This is a genomic window from Enterococcus termitis (assembly GCF_001730305.1).
GTDB lineage: Bacteria > Bacillota > Bacilli > Lactobacillales > Enterococcaceae > Enterococcus_L > Enterococcus_L termitis.
In genome coordinates this window covers 100,935-116,629 of sequence record NZ_MIJY01000045.1, presented here as the reverse complement: position 1 = coordinate 116,629, position 15,695 = coordinate 100,935, and the positions used below count along the sequence as shown (strand labels likewise).

Sequence of the window (15,695 nt, the reverse complement as noted above, 5' to 3'; positions counted from 1 at the left end):
TCTAACTTCCTTTATTTTTTCTTATCCTATAATCATACTAAATTTTATTGATTTGGCAACTGCCGCGTGCCGACTTTATACGCTAAGAAATAAAGTCCCGCAACGAAAAAGCCGCCGCCGATAATATTTCCCAAGTACACGCTAACCATATTTTGCCCAAAAGCAGCCCATGTATTCCCACCTAACAAAATCCCCATTGGAATCAAAAACATGTTCGCAACTACGTGCTGATACCCACAGATCACAAATCCCATGATCGGTAAAAAGATCCCAACGATTTTTCCAATAAAATCTTTTGCAGCAAAGTTCAAATAAACAGCTGTACTCACTAAAAAGTTACAGGCAATTCCAGAAAGAAAGCCTTGTAAAAAGGTGTCTTTCGTTCGCCCTAAGGAAACTTGAATCGCCCGCTCAGCAAAATCACCTTGTAAAGCACCGCTTAAGTAGCCAAAGAAATAGGCAACAAATAATGACCCTAGTAAATTAAATATCGTTACAATCACAATATTTCGCACCCACTGTTTACCACTGATTTTTTTAGCAAACAAAGCCATAGATACGACCATCATATTTCCTGTAACTAATTCTCCTCCGGCTAACAATAAACAAATCAAGCCAAACGGAAAAACTGCTGCACCGATCACATTGACCAGCGTTCCCCATTCTTTAGGCATCGTCCCCATTGCCCGAATCATCGCAACACCTGCAACAGCAATAAACATTCCTGCTAAAAATCCTAATACAGCTAACGTCAAAAAACTAGCTCGAGCTTTTTGAACTCCTTTTTCAATTGTAACATCCACTATTTCTGGCGGTTGAAATGCCCCCATATCATTCTCTCCTTTATTATAAAAGTGTAACAACGATGGGACAGAAGGGCTTAACTCCGAGAAAGGGGTCGCTTCTGCCTCCACCGTTTATTCAGCCACGTTATGCGGCTTTCCATGTCACAATCCTATTTGATTTTTTCAAGTCTAAGTCATGTAACTAAATAAACTGTTTATTTAAAATATCCCATTGCTTTTTATACATAGTTGTCAATCGTTCATTCAAATATACCACTTCATCAAAATAATGATCCTTCAGATATTGCTGATGAATCATGTCAAAACGTCGATCACGGCTTTCCCCAACTTGAATCGCGTAGACATCTGCTCCTTGCTGGGTATAAGAAAGAATGGTTTCAAAATCAATTTTTTCCGTATCGATCAATAAAATCTTCCGTCCAAATAATGGCAGTTGCTCAAACCAATCAGATCCGTTACGACAAGAAACGACCTCGCCAAGAATAATCAGAGACGGATTTTGAACCTGCTCCAGCTCAATCGTTTTTACCATCTCTTCGATTGTGGTGGTCATGGTTCGCTGCCGTCCTAAACTAGCCCACTCAATGATCGCCACTGGCAAATGTTTAGAGACCCCTTGCTGTAAAAGCTTTTCCTGTGTACTTGCTGCTCTTTCAACGCCCATATACAAACACATCGTGCCATTTTCTGTCAGCCCTTTAAAATCCACAGTCTCGCCAACCTGACGATGAGCTGTTGCGAGCGTTACTTTACTGCTGGACTCACGATGCGTCAAAGGGATGCCGCTATAGCTGCTTGCCGCAGAAGCAGCCGTAACGCCTGGAACAATTTCATAGCTGATTTCCGCCGTTTTAAGTGTCGCAATTTCTTCACCAACACGTCCAAAAATCCCAGGATCGCCACCTTTTAATCTAACGATAATTTGATCTTGTTTGCCTTCTTCTACTAACAATTGATTAATATTCTTTTGTTTTAGTACATGGTTTTTTGGGTATTTTCCACTAAAAATAAAACGAGCTGAATCCTTGGCAAGATACAACAATACTGGATGAACCAGCCGATCATAGATAATCACATCAGCTGATTCCAGTACTCGTTTCCCTTTAAGTGTCAACAGTTCAGGATCTCCTGAACCAGCACCAACAAAATAGACTTTTCCCATCACTACACCATAACGTAAACAAGATCATCTTCGACAATCGTTTCATAGGCACGCACGCAGCCTTCATCCGGATCTTGTACTTGTCCATCATTTAAATCGATTTTGTAATCATGAAGTGGACAAAATACGTACTCACCAGAGACAGTTCCTTCTGCTAAAGGACCTTGCTTATGCGGACACACATTCTCGATTGCTTTGACACGATCATCACTTAAACGGAAGACAGCGATTTTTTGCGCTCCAACAATGACTTCTTTTCCCATTCTTGATGCTAATTCATCCAAACGGGCAACAAAAACTTTTTCCATTTTAGACTCTCCCTACTGTATACAATTCTTGGCGTGTTTTTTGATCTTCAACTACTTCATTCCAAGGATTTCCACGACGCTCTTCAACTGCTTTATCTAAAGCTGCTATTAATTCTTGACGTTTTTCTGGATCTAATAAGACTTCTTTCACCACATCAAAGCCCATACGTTCGATCCACGGTGCAGTACGTTCTGCATAGATACCCGTTTCACGATAATATTGAAGCATTGCTCCACAAATATCGATGACTTCTTGTTCTGTCTCAACCGTTGTTAATAAAACAGCTTCTTTGACTTCGGTTCCACCATTTCCGCCGATATAAATTTGGAAACCATTCTCTACACCAATAATGCCGAAATCTTTTACACCACTTTCTACACAGCTTCTAGGACAAGCTGAAACGCCCATTTTAAACTTGTGTGGTGTATCGATAAATTCATAACGCTGCTCCAATTTGATGCCCAATCCCATAGAATCCTGTGTTCCGAAGCGACAAAAATTGGCGCCAACACATGTTTTTACAGAACGAACCGCTTTTGCATACGCACCGGCTGCTTTCATATCCAGCTCTTCCCAAATCTTCGGCAAGTCTTCTTTCTTCACACCATATAAGCCGATTCGTTGGCTTCCTGTCACTTTCACCATCGGTACATCATATTTTTCAGCCACTTTTGCAATCAGCAATAATTGTTGCGGATTGGTTTTTCCTCCGCGCATTCTTGGGATCACTGAAAAGGTTCCGTCATTTTGGATATTGGCGTATAGTCGTTCATTCACATAGCGAGATTCTTTTTCATCTTCATGCTCTTTTGGCCAAGCTACATTTAAATAGAAATTGATCGCTGGACGGCATTTTGGACAGCCTTCTGAATTAGTAAAATGCAATTCGCGATAGACTTCTTCTGAAGAGGTTAATTTTTTCGCGTAAATTTGTGTGACGATCTGATCTCTCGTTAAATCAGTACAACCACAAATACCTGTTGGAGCTGAAACAACTTCTCCACCTAAAGTATGCGCTAAAACATCTCCGATCACTGATTTACATTTTCCGCATGAGCCGCCTGCTTTTGTATGTTTTGTCACATCAGCAACTGATGTTAGATCCTTTTCTTTGATCGCGCTCATAATCGTTCCCTTGTCGATGCCGTTACAACCACAAATTACTTCATCGTCCGGCCACTCACTCACATCAGCGCTGGCTTCTTCTCCAACCATGTGCAGTAAAGAAACGGGGGTATACTCTTCAATCGTTTCATTCTTTTTCAAAATATTGTAATAACGATTGCCTTCACTCGTATCACCATATAAGACAACACCTACGACTTGGTTTTCTTTCACAAAAATCTTCTTATACGTGTAATTGATTCCGTCAAAGGCTTCGATGCTGTTGACGCCTTCTTCTTGTCTAATATTTCCAGCAGAATAAAGATCACATCCTGATACTTTCAGTGACGTAAAGGTCGTACTTCCTTGATAAGGTTTCGCTTCTCGATCTGTTAATACATCTGCTAAAACTTTGCCTTGTTCAAATAACGGCGCTACTAAGCCATAAACATTGCCGTTATGCTCCGCACACTCACCTACAGCATAAACATCTTCTACATTCGTATGCATAAAGTCGTCAACAACGATTCCTCGATTGACGTCAATCTCTGTTGTTCTAGCAAGAGTTGTCTCTGAACGAATTCCGATCGACATGACGACCATATCGGTTTCGATCGATGTGCCGTCACTAAAAGCTAAGCCTGTTACACGTGTTTCTCCTAAAATCGTTTGCGTTGCTTTTTCCATCAAGAATTTTAATCCTTGTTTTTCTAAATCTGCCTGCAGCATTTTCCCCGCTTTTTCATCTAGCTGTGTTTCCATCAACCATTTTTCCAAATGAACAACGGTTACATCCATCCCTTGATCCAAAAGTCCTTTGGCTGCTTCTAGTCCTAACAAACCGCCACCGATCACTACTGCTTTTTGATATTTCTGGGCAGCCTCCAGCATATTTTCCGTGTCATCGATTGTTCTAAAGCCAACAACTCCAGGTAATTGAGCACCTCCAATAGGCAAGATAAACGCTCTTGAGCCTGTTGCTAAAATACATTTATCATACGTGATTTCTTTACCTGATTGGGTGATGATTTTTTTATTGTTTGTATCCATTTCGACTGCTGGATCATGATTGATTAGTTCAATTTGATTTTCTTCATACCATTCAAGTGGATTGGTAATGATTTCTGATACAGTCATTTTCTTTTGTAACACGTTCGACAGCATGATACGATTGTAATTCGGATATTTTTCTTCGCCAATGATCGTGATGGCATATCGTTCAGCATCGCGATCAAGAATTTCTTCGATCGTGCGAACCCCAGCCATTCCATTTCCAATTAAGACAAGCTTTTCTTTCATTTTATACATGATCTCCTTTTGTGATTCTTTGAGCAATCTGTTAGACGCTTTGTTGTTTTCAGAATAACAATAATGATAGCGCCTGACTATTAGGGAATTACCTAATTAAATGGTCTATTTTCAGAAAATTTTGATATGAATACTATGTTACAATAAGTAAAAGGAGTGAATTTATGAACGAGTACGGAGAGTTACTTTACAAAGCAAAAACAGACAGTTTAAAAAACGGGTTGGTCTTTACCATTTTAGGAATTTTGATTAGTATAGGAGCAAATTTCATGTATGCTAAAATTTTTGGATACATTTTCGGAGTTATTTTTATCTTGATTGGACTATTTTTTCTTATTTTCAAAAGAAAAGATGGTATCTCAATTTATGAACAAGCAATTTTTTTACATTTAAACGATCAACTAGTTATCAAAAAAGAAGACATTAAAGAAATTGCTTATAGGGAATTAAACGCTCCTAAAAACCCTGTCAAAAGTTATTATCCTATTTTACTTTTAAAAGACGGACAAGAAATTTTTATCAATATCGCTTTTAATAAGCTAATCAATAAAAAATTTGAAGCAATTATTAAAGATTATATATAAACTTTAATAAGAGCCTGGGACAGAATGAGGTGCCCCCAAAGTTAGTTTACTCTAACTTTGGGGAGGCACTACATTTCTGTCACAGACTCTCTAAATCTATATAAACGACAAAATAAACACAACTCCTACGAAACTATATGCTTTTATTTTCTTTCTTGATCTAATAAATGTTGAATGGTTTTTCGTTGTTCTTTCGTTTTGGAAGGATCTTTCCCATAAGACGATAACGCAATTAAATACTCCTCATGCTCAATCGTACTCATATTAAAAAAATCACTGTTTTCCTTTCGACTACAATCATTGACCCATTGGTAATCAGAGGCATCTCGAACGATTTTTTGATTGACGATTTTAGAATCTGTACAAGCAAAAATAAGCTGAGCTTTTTGAATATATTTAGCTTTGTATGTTGCTGTAATTCGTTTTACTCTGTCTAATTCAGCAAATTCCGGCAAAAAGTTCGGTGCAACAACGGTTACCGTTCCTTTTGCTTTTAAAATCCCTAACGTCTTTCGCAATGCAATTTTCCCACCGCCAATAATGACGATTTTTTTATCCGTCAAATCAAGCATTATTGGATACATGCTACTGCCTCATTGACGATCGCTTCAATATCCGGCAAAATCCTCGGATCAAATTCTAAGGTTGGTGTGACAATAAAATCGATCTCTGGAAATGCCTCAGCTAATTTTGTATTCATGATTGTAATCAAATGACCGTCAAATAAAAAGAATGGCACGATGACTGGCTGTTTGTCTTTACTCAATCCATCATTGATTATCTCCACATAATCTTCTTTTCCTTTTAAGCTGACCGCAGTCACAGGGAAATCGACTTGCTGCTGAATTTCTGCAGCGATTTCCAGCAAGGCTTGCTGTGGTTCATCTGTTTGTTTTGTTCCATGTGCCATTAAAAAACCAGTCAACTGCTTGTGCGGATAATCAGCAGCAACCGTTTTGAACCGCTCAAGTAAAACTGCGCGACTGCCTGTTTTACTGCCAAAGGTTTCAGTTTGAATAATTTGAACCGTTGGATGATTTTTTTTGACTACTTCCAACTCTGCTGGGATATCAACCAATGCGTGCTTGGCGGCAAATAGCAGCACTGGAACAATAATGAGCTGATCAACGCCATTTGAAATCATCTCTTCAGCAATGCGCGTAATCGTATCTGGATGGTTTTCTAAAAATGCTGTTTTTTGATAGCGTTTTGGTTCTAACCTCTGTTGTAGCTGTTGAATGAAATTCATTGCCGCTTGATTTTTTTCTTTTTTTTGACTGCCGTGAAATACATAAAGAATACCGATCATTTTTTCTCACCTCATAAGTCGATTAATTGATGTTTCATACTATATTGCAACAATTCACTAAATGTTTCAAATTCCAGCTTTTTCATTAAATTAGATTTATGGACTTCAACTGTTTTGACTGAAATAAACAGGCGTTCCGCAATGTCTTTATTGCTATAGCCTAATGCCACTAGCGGTAAGACTTCCCGCTCTCTTTTTGATAGTCGTTCATATTTGTTATCTTTTTCAATATCCGCTGTCTCGTTAGTCCAGCGCTCTTTAGTATATTGACCGAATAATGGGTCGATAACCACTTTCCCAGCGGCGACCTGTTCAACAGCTTCTAATAATACAGTGTCTGGTGAACTTTTTAAGATATATCCTTTTGCACCGTATTCCAATGCCGTCCGAACATATTCTTCTTCATCATGCATGCTCAAAATAATCGTTTTTACGTGAGGAAAATGCTCGTTGATCCGCCGAGTGGTCTGCAAGCCATTTTCTCCTGGCGGCATCCGCATATCCATTAGGACAACATCTACTGGATATTTTTCCAGCAGTAAAAAAGCTTCTGTACCGTCCGCCGCATCACCAACAACTGTCCAATCTTTTTGTCCCTCCAACAGTAAACGCAGACCGCTGCGAACAACCGCATGATCATCGGCTACAATAATATTCATTTTATCCCCTCCAATCCGATCGGTAACCGTAGAATGATCGTGGTTCCTTCCCCTTTTTCAGAATGAATCTCTAAATGACCATTGATCGATTCAGCTCTTTCCTGCATATGCAACAGACCTAATCCTTGACTATGTTCATTGACTGTCTGAAGATCAAATCCCTTACCGTGATCACGAACAGTTAAGACTAAATGATTTTCTCTTTCACTCAACGTTACCCACAGCTCATCAACATCAGCATATTTCACGCTATTCATTACACTTTCTTGCAAGACCCGATAGGTGATCGTTTCCAAGCTATCTGCAAAACGCCGATTTGGTACAACTGGAATAAAATGGATCTCGATTCCTGTCGTCTCTCGGTACCGATAAAGTAAAGCTTCTATCGCCGGGATCAAGCCCAAATCATCAAGGGCAGCAGGGCGTAAATCAACAGCAAGTTGCTTCACTTCATTAAGTAAGGAGACAAAATCTTCATCTATCCTCTGTAGTTTTTCATTAAAATCATTCGTTTGAGTATTCCATTTCAATTGCCGTGTTTCCAGCATCAAACTGTAAATGCTTTGTGCCAAGCCATCATGTAGTTCTTGCGATAAAGCTCGCCGCTCATTTTCATGGGCCTGATTTACGTACTCGATCAAACGTTTATTTTGAATCATCTGCTGCAGACGATCTTCTGTCGCTACACGACGGATACTCAGCAACGACTTGTTTGAATCTAATTGACTGTAACTGCCGCTGAATTGTTCTTGCTTGCCAGACGTAGTCTCTAAAACAATAGGAAAAGCGCGTTGATCCCAATCCGCTTTGACTTCGCAGTCCAAACAGTTTTCCATCGTAGAGTGAAGCATACAGCCTTTGCCTTGGGCAATATCTAAAATCTTATTTAAATGAATGGAAAAATGCTGCTCCAACTCCAACGCCGATTTATTTTGTTTCATACAGCGATCCTTTTCAATCAAAAACAGAGCATCACTCGCCTCTTCAAATAGTAATTCTAATCCTTTTTTTTCCATATATACCACCTATAAATAAACCTTCAGTTCATTTGCTTTGTCCTTTACGGCTGCTAAAAATTCATTTGAGACCTCTTTAACGTTCCGGTAACCAACTAATAGTACACCTTTGACTTCTCCAGCATTCAAAACTGGATAAGCGACGACCGTTTCAAGTTTTTCCATACGAGTGATCGGCAGTTCAAGTAATTGTTCCGGCTGCTGTTGTAACTGCGTTGCCTGATAACCACGTCCTGTGCGCCAAACAATGCCACCGATCCCTTTTCCAACCTGCAATCGAATTCTTTGATAATGCTGATTCGTATTCCCCGCGACGTAATTCCAGCGAATCACACGGGCAGTGCTTTTTTCATCGATTGTAGAAAGCGCCAATGCGACAAAATCAACCTGAAGCGCTTCTTTTATTTGATCGATTTTTAGTTGAATCTGGTCTACCATGTTCATACTCCTATTCCCTAATTTTTAATAAAAGGCTTGTATTCTCCATTTCCTTCTCTTATCCTTAAAGCTATATCAATGATAAGAGGATTTTTTATGAAAACAATTACTGCATTTAGCCCTAAACGTTTAATCATGATCATTACTATGACCGTGTTTTCTTTTTCAAGTATGACAACTGCATTTTTCTTGATGGGAATCAAGGCCGTTCCCTATTTTATTGGGGCGGCGCTCTTCTATTTTATTCCTTACGCTATTATTATATCAGAATTTACTGGTGTGTATAAAAATCATATTGGTGGCTTGTATCAGTGGCTTGCTGGACATCTTTCCGAGAAGGTCGCGTTTATTGCTTCTTTTCTATGGTACTGTAGCTATTTTATTTGGATGATCAGTTTGTTTATGAAGCTTTGGATTCCTTTATCCATCTTGTTATTTGGAGAGGATTTAACAAAAAAAAACAGTCCGTTCCCTGTTATTTCAACTTCCGTTCTGATCGGTTTATTATCATTAGCTGCTGTTGCGGTGACTTTTTTCTTTATCAGTCGGGGCTTTAAAGGGATCGCTTCTATTTTATATTTAAGCGGGATCATGATGAGTCTTTTAGTCGTTATCAGTCTTAGTAGTAATTTGTGGTTATGGCTGACCAATCAGCCAGATATTTTACCCAATCTTACAGCAAGTTTTAGCGCAGGAAAAAGTCCTTCGGCTTCTAGTCAAACACTAACAGAGCAGCTCTCCTTTTTGATATTTGCCATTACTGCGTTTGGTGGTTTAGATACGATTGCTAGCCTCGTTGATAAGACTGGCGAACAAAAGAGTCGCTTTCCAAAATTATTGATTTTTAGTAGTATTCTTGTAGTCCTTTGTTATTTTTTAGGAATTTTATTGTGGAGCGGCGGAAACAACTTAGCCGCTTTGAAAGCCAATGACACTATTCATTTAGGCAACTTGATGTATGAGCTAATGGAACATCTTGGCTATTCTGTTGGTCAATCTCTTTCTCTAAATACTACACACAGTCAATTACTAGCCCAGTTATTCACTCGCTTTACTGCTTTGACGTTACTTTTATCTTATATCAGTTTACTTTCGACGATTTCTTATTTGCCGATCCGTACCCTTGTCGAAGGAACACCAGAACATTACTGGCACCCTAGACTTAAACAAAAAAATAAATATGATATGCCGACGAATGCTTTATTGATCCAGGGTGGACTGATTAGTTTGTTTATTTTAGGAATTAGTTTTGGCAGTCACTATGTTGTATTTTTGTACAATCAATTAACACTAATGACGAACATATCAAGAGCTATTCCCTACTTACTTGTCGCACTGGCTTATCCAGCCTTTAAGAAGCAGTCGCTGAATGATCCATCTAGCCATTCGATTCGTTCACACTTCATTAGTTATAGTGTCATTTTCAGCATTATTCTAGCAATAAGTTTTCAACTATATCAGCCCATCTCAAAAGGAGAAGTCATGCAAAGTATCTCTTTATTGATTGGACCCATGTTATTTACCTTGATTGCTTACTTGCTTTACAAAAGCTTTCAGTTCAAACAAGATCCATATACATTGGATTCACACAAAAAAAAACAGGCATAGCTTTTCACTATGCCTGTTTTTCTGTTCCTGCTTTATTTGAAACTTTCTCCAAATTTCTTTATAAATGTAAAATATAGTTCGTCATAAGTCTGATTACGTAAGAAATGAAAGCAGTGAACAGGAGAACCAACATCCCGTATATAAAGTGTTTTTCTACTAACTAAGGATTTCAATAACTTAGCCATCATTTCGATCCTCCTTCAAAAATATATAAACAAGCGAAATTACGCACTTTCCTGTACAATAAAGGATAGATATTACTTGTTTTCTAACCTAAAAGAAACAACGAACTTGTGTAGGAGGGATTTTTTGTTTGATCTAGAAAAGGTACAGTCGCTAAATGAGCTGGAAATGCTTGTCTATCATTATATTTTGGAACATATGGATCGTATACCCAAACAAACGATTCGCCAGCTTTCTGCCGACTGTCATGTGTCCACTTCAACCATTTTGCGTTTTTGTTCTAAGATGGGATTTGATGGATTTTCAGAATTAAAGTATGCGATCAAAAAAGATGCCGAAGAAAAAAAGGATGCTTCTTTCGAACAATATTATACGTCTACGATTCATGTCGATTCCTTTTTAAAACGAATCAATCAACAAACCTATTATGAAACGTTAAAACCTGCAATAGCACTGATTTCAGCTGCACGTCATGTGGTATTTTCCGGGATTGGCACTAGCGGCATTTTGGGGAGCTACGGCAGTCGTTATTTTGCCAATATGGGGATCAATGCTTATAGTATTGATGATCCGTTCACACCTATTCCTCAGCGAGGCTTTGAAAATACCCTAGCTGTGATTCTTTCCGTTTCTGGTGAAACAGCCGAAGTAATCAAACAGGTAACTAATTTCAAACGTTCCAGTGCAAAGATCCTCAGCATCACCAACAATGAGCATTCAACGATCGCCCGCTTGGCGGACTACAACATTTCTTATTATATGCCGGATGAACACTCGGTTTATGCAGATCCTTTTATCAATATCACGACTCAAATTCCAGTCATTGCCTTGATTGAGCTGTTAGCTCACCAAGCAGGAAAAAACCTGGCAAATGAGCAATCAGAATAAAACAAAGAAGTATCAAACAACAGTCATTTTTGCTTTTGCTTGATACTTTTTTGTTTTTTCAGCTGGAACATGTTTCTCAAAACAGCCTATCTATTTCAAAAAAACAAAAATTCTTTTATAGTAAACATGTAAACGTATTCAATCTTTAGATAGAGACGGCCGCTTTATCTGAATACACTACACGCATTTATTTTTATTTACTTGAAATCAGAACAAAGGAGAGGTTTTTAATGAACGAATGGATCAATGAGAAAGTTCTACCCCCCGTTTTAAAATTTGTAAATACCAAAGCGATCACGGCACTAAGAAATGGGATGTTGTATACCATGCCCTTTACGATTGTCGGATCGATTTTCCTTTTGTTAGCCAATCTACCAATTGAATCCGTTGCCAACTGGATCACTGAAAGCGGACTTGTTGTTTACTTTAATCAGGCATACGGGGCTTCATTTGCTATTATGTCCGTCTTTGCAGTTATCGGTATTGCATATTCTTATGTGAAAACTGAAGGATTTGAAGGATTACCTGCCGGTATGATTTCACTCGTCGTATTTATTTTATTTATGGCTCCAGATGTAACTGATGTAGACAGTGGCGTTACCATTGGTAATGTTATCAATAAAGACTGGACAGCCGGTAAAGGAATGATCACAGCGATCATCGTTGGATTGATCGTTGGCTGGGTTTACAGCTGGTTCTTACGTCACGATATCCGCATCAAATTACCTGAAGCAGTTCCTGAAAATGTTGCGAACTCATTTACTGCTTTGATTCCGGCTGCGGCTTTGATCACAGGTGCGATGTTCGTTTATATTTTCTTTGATAAAGTCTTTAAAACAACGTTCTTTGATTTCATCTACGACGTTTTACAATCACCGCTTCAAGGTGTGACCGATTCATTAGGCGGTGCTTTAGTTCTTGGTTTCTTGGTTCCTTTATTCTGGTTCTTCGGCGTTCATGGTTCAACAATTGTCGGTGGAATCATGGGTCCGATCTTACAAGCGAACTCTTTGGAAAATACAGATATTTTAAAAGCCGGTAAAGAATTGACCGTTGCAAACGGTGGCCACATTGTAACACAACAATTTTTAGATCAATTTTTAACCGTAACAGGTGCTGGGATGACGATTGGTTTAGTTGTCTACATGGTGTTCTTTGCAAAATCTGCACAGTTCAAACAGTTGGGTCGTTTATCGATTGGTCCAGCCGTTTTCAATATCAATGAACCAATCACATTTGCCACACCGATCGTAATGAACCCGATCATGGCGATTCCATTTATTTTAACACCAGTTGTTTCATCTATTATTACTTATTTTGCGCTGTACACTGGTTTAGTACCATTATTTACAGCCGTTCAAGTCCCTTGGACCACTCCTCCAATTATTTCAGGTTTATTAGTTGGCGGTTGGCAAGCAGCTTTACTACAAGCATTTGTTTTAACAGTTGGATTCTTTATTTACTTACCATTCGCTAGAAAAATGGATGCGATCAACTATGCACAAGAAACAAATCAACCGGTCACTGAAGAAACACTTGAAGAGATCGAAGCACAAGCGTAATTATTTTATCATCGCTTAACAAACGACTCTCTGTACAACTGACTCCGTTCAATTATTTCCTCCCAGTTGTACAGAGATGGTTTATTTATCAAAATAGGAAAGTTGCAAGGAGTAGATAAGATGTCGATTTTAAGAGAAAATTTCCTTTGGGGCGGCGCTGTTGCCGCTCATCAATTAGAAGGTGGATGGGATCAAGGTGGTAAAGGGGTTAGCGTTGCCGATGTAATGACCGTCGGTGCTCATGGTGTACCTAGACGAATCACAGATGGTGTGCTACAAGGTGAAAACTACCCGAACCATGAAGCAATCGATTTTTACCATCATTATAAAGAAGATGTAAAATTGTTTGCTGACCTTGGCTTGAACTGTTTCCGAACATCGATTGCCTGGACACGAATTTTCCCCAATGGTGATGAAGCAGAACCAAATGAGGAAGGGTTACAGTTTTATGATGACTTGTTCGATGAATGTTTAAAATATGGCATCGAGCCTGTGATCACCCTCTCACATTTTGAAATGCCGTATCATTTAGTCACTGAATATGGTGGCTGGCGTAATCGTAAAATGATCGATTTCTTTGCGAAGTTTGCTCGTGTTTGTTTTGAACGGTACAAAGATAAAGTCACTTATTGGATGACCTTCAACGAAATCAACAATCAAGCGAACTATGCGGAAGATTTTGCTCCATTTACCAACTCTGGCATCAAGTATCAAGAAGGCGAAGATCGTGAAAAAATCATGTATCAAGCTGCTCACTACGAGTTAGTTGCCAGTTCGCAAGCGGTTAAAATCGGCCATGAGATCAATCCTGATTTCCAAATCGGTTGTATGATCGCGATGTGCCCTATTTACCCATATTCTTGTGATCCAAAAGATATGATGATGTCCGTCAGTGCCATGCAAAAACGTTACTGGTTTACCGATGTTCATGTTCGCGGTCATTATCCTAGTTTTATGGAAAACTATTTGGCACGTAAAGGCTTTGAATTAGATATGACGGAACAGGATTTGACTGATTTAACCCATGGTTGTGTGGACTATATCGGCTTTAGTTACTATATGTCATTTGCTATTAAAGATCATGATAAAGGCCCTGCTTTTGATTATGATGAATCGAAAGATTTAGTCAAGAATCCTTATGTAGAAGCTTCTGACTGGGGTTGGCAAATCGATCCACTTGGCTTGCGTTATGCGATGAACTGGTTTAATGAGCGCTATGAATTGCCTTTGTTTATTGTAGAAAATGGCTTTGGTGCGATCGATGAACTTGAACCAGATGGCACGATCAACGACCAATATCGCATCGATTATTTGAAAGCCCATATTGAAATGATGAAAGAAGCCGTTGAATTTGATGGCATTCACTTGATTGGCTATACGCCTTGGGGCTTTATTGATTTGGTTTCTGCGGGAACTGGTGAGATGAAGAAACGGTATGGTTTCATCTATGTGGATAAGGATAATGATGGACAAGGAACGTTGGCGCGTTCTAAGAAGAAATCATTTGATTGGTATCAGCAAGTGATTAAGAGTAATGGTGAAGCGTTGTAAGAGATTTTGATATAAAAACAAGAGTGGCTAAAACAAACGAGAAATTGTTTGTTTTAGCCACTCTTGTTTAACTAGTTACGTATTTTGTTTATCTATTAAATACAAGATATAGACTTGCCAAAATAAACCCACTTCTCTGATTAGAAGTATGTCCATATCATAATGAATAGAATACTCTTTTTGTGCTTCTACTTATTGAGCGTAAGTCAGAGTTCCAAAGTCTTCTATGGACATTAAATTTAAGGTTAATATAATACCGATAAGCCATAGGATAGAAATATTGATGTAAACGTAATTGATTACTTTTTTACTAGACTCTCTAAATATTATTCTAACAACTTTGATTTACATCAACAAATTAATCTTTCATTGAATTGATATTTTTATTAGTTTTAAACAGATAATCGTCTATTAAATTATTTTGACTATACTAAGAATTCCAAGTTGCTACATGAACTGGTTTTTGACTAAACAAATTAGGTAAGGTATATGGATACACAATATCAAAAAGGGGACGTCTAACTAATCCAGTTTGAGGTGAAGCGCTTGAATAGTAATATGCTTGCCACACTATTTTAGAACAATAGGTTGGATTTTTTTCAAAAATTCTATTGTTAATAGCATAGGAAATATTTTTATTTCTGTAATTATTAATGGCCCAACGTTCAGCTGTTTTAGGATTAAATTTTGCAGCGGGTCTGTATATTTTTGTCCAGCCCTTATAACGTTGCATCCAATTTATAATTGGCATTTCACTAGGCTTTTCACCACCTCCACCAATGCTAAGTATCTTGCCGTTGCCGATAAAAATTCCTGCATGTCCTGTCACTCCTAGAAAAGAAGTTCCATTTGTTATCATAATATCGCCTGGTTGCGGGCTACCAGCAACCGATCTAAAACGAACGTCTACAGGATCTGAAGGTGCTGGTGTAGTTGCTTCCTGCAGAAACATCTCGAAAGATACTTCATCACCAAAAATACCTTGCGCCTTAAAATTAACATAATTTTCATATAACTCATCATAATTAACGACACTACTCCGAGTATTCTGAATCTTTTGTTCTTGCTGTTCAAATTTGTCTAGCTCCTCGCCTGTTAAAGCATATTTTTCAACTAAGTTACCAAGCTCATCTGCAAATACTTGTCCTGGAAATAAAAACAAGATCCCAAACAAGAACCATAAAACAACATTCCATCTTTTTTTCATT

15 protein-coding genes are annotated in these 15,695 nt (G+C 38.4%); 5 read left to right on the top strand and 10 right to left on the bottom strand.

The features are described 5' to 3' along the window. Positions 1 to 44: 44 nt before the first annotated feature. From BCR25_RS17185 to nirB, 4 genes are all read right to left on the bottom strand, one after another. Entirely contained in the window at positions 45 to 830 is a 786-nt protein-coding gene (locus tag BCR25_RS17185) for a formate/nitrite transporter family protein (RefSeq protein WP_069664839.1), read from the bottom strand. Positions 831 to 987: 157 nt separating this feature from the next. Beyond that, positions 988 to 1,968 carry a uroporphyrinogen-III C-methyltransferase gene (gene cobA, locus BCR25_RS17180; protein WP_069664838.1) on the bottom strand — a complete coding sequence of 327 codons (981 nt, stop codon included), beginning with the start codon at positions 1,966 to 1,968 and terminating at the stop codon, positions 988 to 990. A 2-nt stretch (positions 1,969 to 1,970) separates the two neighbouring features. Beyond that, complete coding sequence (gene nirD / locus BCR25_RS17175; protein WP_069664837.1) at positions 1,971 to 2,276, bottom strand: nitrite reductase small subunit NirD; 306 nt, start codon at positions 2,274 to 2,276, stop codon at positions 1,971 to 1,973. Between the two features lies 1 nt (position 2,277). After that, positions 2,278 to 4,680 (bottom strand): nitrite reductase large subunit NirB, encoded by a 2,403-nt coding sequence (nirB, locus tag BCR25_RS17170; protein ID WP_069664836.1) that lies wholly within the window; start codon positions 4,678 to 4,680, stop codon positions 2,278 to 2,280. Positions 4,681 to 4,853: 173 nt separating this feature from the next. On the opposite strand from nirB, the gene BCR25_RS17165 reads away from it, so the two are divergent. Beyond that, entirely contained in the window at positions 4,854 to 5,273 is a 420-nt protein-coding gene (locus tag BCR25_RS17165; protein WP_069664835.1) for a hypothetical protein, read from the top strand. A 143-nt stretch (positions 5,274 to 5,416) separates the two neighbouring features. On the opposite strand, the gene BCR25_RS17160 is transcribed toward BCR25_RS17165, so the two are convergent. From BCR25_RS17160 to BCR25_RS17140, 5 genes are read right to left on the bottom strand one after another with little or no spacing between them, the layout of a single operon-like run. Further along, on the bottom strand, positions 5,417 to 5,857 hold the full coding sequence (locus BCR25_RS17160; RefSeq protein ID WP_069664834.1) for a precorrin-2 dehydrogenase/sirohydrochlorin ferrochelatase family protein: 441 nt from the start codon (positions 5,855 to 5,857) through the stop codon (positions 5,417 to 5,419). Continuing rightward, positions 5,845 to 6,582, bottom strand: a complete 738-nt coding sequence (locus BCR25_RS17155) for a sirohydrochlorin chelatase (protein ID WP_069664833.1) — start codon at positions 6,580 to 6,582, stop codon at positions 5,845 to 5,847. Before BCR25_RS17155 ends, BCR25_RS17160 begins: the two co-directional genes overlap by 13 nt. Positions 6,583 to 6,593: 11 nt before the next feature. After that, the gene (locus BCR25_RS17150; protein WP_069664832.1) at positions 6,594 to 7,241 is read right to left on the bottom strand and encodes a response regulator; all 648 of its coding nucleotides are present in this window, start codon (positions 7,239 to 7,241) and stop codon (positions 6,594 to 6,596) included. Further along, positions 7,238 to 8,257, bottom strand: a complete 1,020-nt coding sequence (locus BCR25_RS17145; protein ID WP_069664831.1) for a sensor histidine kinase — start codon at positions 8,255 to 8,257, stop codon at positions 7,238 to 7,240. Before BCR25_RS17145 ends, BCR25_RS17150 begins: the two co-directional genes overlap by 4 nt. 9 nt (positions 8,258 to 8,266) lie before the next feature. Beyond that, complete coding sequence (locus BCR25_RS17140) at positions 8,267 to 8,695, bottom strand: hypothetical protein (protein WP_069664830.1); 429 nt, start codon at positions 8,693 to 8,695, stop codon at positions 8,267 to 8,269. Between the two features lie 96 nt (positions 8,696 to 8,791). Here BCR25_RS17140 and BCR25_RS17135 point away from each other — a divergent pair, with 96 nt between their 5' ends. The 4 genes from BCR25_RS17135 (at position 8,792) to BCR25_RS17120 (ending at position 14,487) form a co-directional block, all read left to right on the top strand. Beyond that, positions 8,792 to 10,303, top strand: coding sequence for an amino acid permease (locus BCR25_RS17135; protein ID WP_069664829.1), 1,512 nt, complete (start codon positions 8,792 to 8,794; stop codon positions 10,301 to 10,303). Between the two features lie 309 nt (positions 10,304 to 10,612). Beyond that, entirely contained in the window at positions 10,613 to 11,374 is a 762-nt protein-coding gene (locus BCR25_RS17130; RefSeq protein ID WP_069664828.1) for a MurR/RpiR family transcriptional regulator, read from the top strand. 230 nt (positions 11,375 to 11,604) lie between these two features. Further along, the gene (locus tag BCR25_RS17125; RefSeq protein WP_069664827.1) at positions 11,605 to 12,936 is read left to right on the top strand and encodes a PTS sugar transporter subunit IIC; all 1,332 of its coding nucleotides are present in this window, start codon (positions 11,605 to 11,607) and stop codon (positions 12,934 to 12,936) included. Between the two features lie 120 nt (positions 12,937 to 13,056). After that, complete coding sequence (locus BCR25_RS17120) at positions 13,057 to 14,487, top strand: 6-phospho-beta-glucosidase (protein ID WP_069664826.1); 1,431 nt, start codon at positions 13,057 to 13,059, stop codon at positions 14,485 to 14,487. A gap of 430 nt (positions 14,488 to 14,917) precedes the next feature. Here the strand turns inward: BCR25_RS17120 and BCR25_RS17115 are convergent, their stop codons facing one another. Then, the gene (locus BCR25_RS17115; protein ID WP_069664825.1) at positions 14,918 to 15,694 is read right to left on the bottom strand and encodes a C40 family peptidase; all 777 of its coding nucleotides are present in this window, start codon (positions 15,692 to 15,694) and stop codon (positions 14,918 to 14,920) included. Position 15,695: the final 1 nt, after the last annotated feature.

Excerpts from the sequence above, each read along its gene's own strand:
- BCR25_RS17185 (WP_069664839.1), bottom strand. The coding sequence starts at position 830 with ATGGGGGCATTTCAACCGCCAGAAATAGTGGATGTTACAATTGAAAAA.
- cobA (WP_069664838.1), bottom strand. The coding sequence starts at position 1,968 with ATGGGAAAAGTCTATTTTGTTGGTGCTGGTTCAGGAGATCCTGAACTG.
- nirD (WP_069664837.1), bottom strand. The coding sequence starts at position 2,276 with ATGGAAAAAGTTTTTGTTGCCCGTTTGGATGAATTAGCATCAAGAATG.
- nirB (WP_069664836.1), bottom strand. The coding sequence starts at position 4,680 with ATGAAAGAAAAGCTTGTCTTAATTGGAAATGGAATGGCTGGGGTTCGC.
- BCR25_RS17165 (WP_069664835.1), top strand. The coding sequence starts at position 4,854 with ATGAACGAGTACGGAGAGTTACTTTACAAAGCAAAAACAGACAGTTTA.
- BCR25_RS17160 (WP_069664834.1), bottom strand. The coding sequence starts at position 5,857 with ATGTATCCAATAATGCTTGATTTGACGGATAAAAAAATCGTCATTATT.
- BCR25_RS17155 (WP_069664833.1), bottom strand. The coding sequence starts at position 6,582 with ATGATCGGTATTCTTTATGTATTTCACGGCAGTCAAAAAAAAGAAAAA.
- BCR25_RS17150 (WP_069664832.1), bottom strand. The coding sequence starts at position 7,241 with ATGAATATTATTGTAGCCGATGATCATGCGGTTGTTCGCAGCGGTCTG.
- BCR25_RS17145 (WP_069664831.1), bottom strand. The coding sequence starts at position 8,257 with ATGGAAAAAAAAGGATTAGAATTACTATTTGAAGAGGCGAGTGATGCT.
- BCR25_RS17140 (WP_069664830.1), bottom strand. The coding sequence starts at position 8,695 with ATGGTAGACCAGATTCAACTAAAAATCGATCAAATAAAAGAAGCGCTT.
- BCR25_RS17135 (WP_069664829.1), top strand. The coding sequence starts at position 8,792 with ATGAAAACAATTACTGCATTTAGCCCTAAACGTTTAATCATGATCATT.
- BCR25_RS17125 (WP_069664827.1), top strand. The coding sequence starts at position 11,605 with ATGAACGAATGGATCAATGAGAAAGTTCTACCCCCCGTTTTAAAATTT.
- BCR25_RS17120 (WP_069664826.1), top strand. The coding sequence starts at position 13,057 with ATGTCGATTTTAAGAGAAAATTTCCTTTGGGGCGGCGCTGTTGCCGCT.
- BCR25_RS17115 (WP_069664825.1), bottom strand. The coding sequence starts at position 15,694 with ATGAAAAAAAGATGGAATGTTGTTTTATGGTTCTTGTTTGGGATCTTG.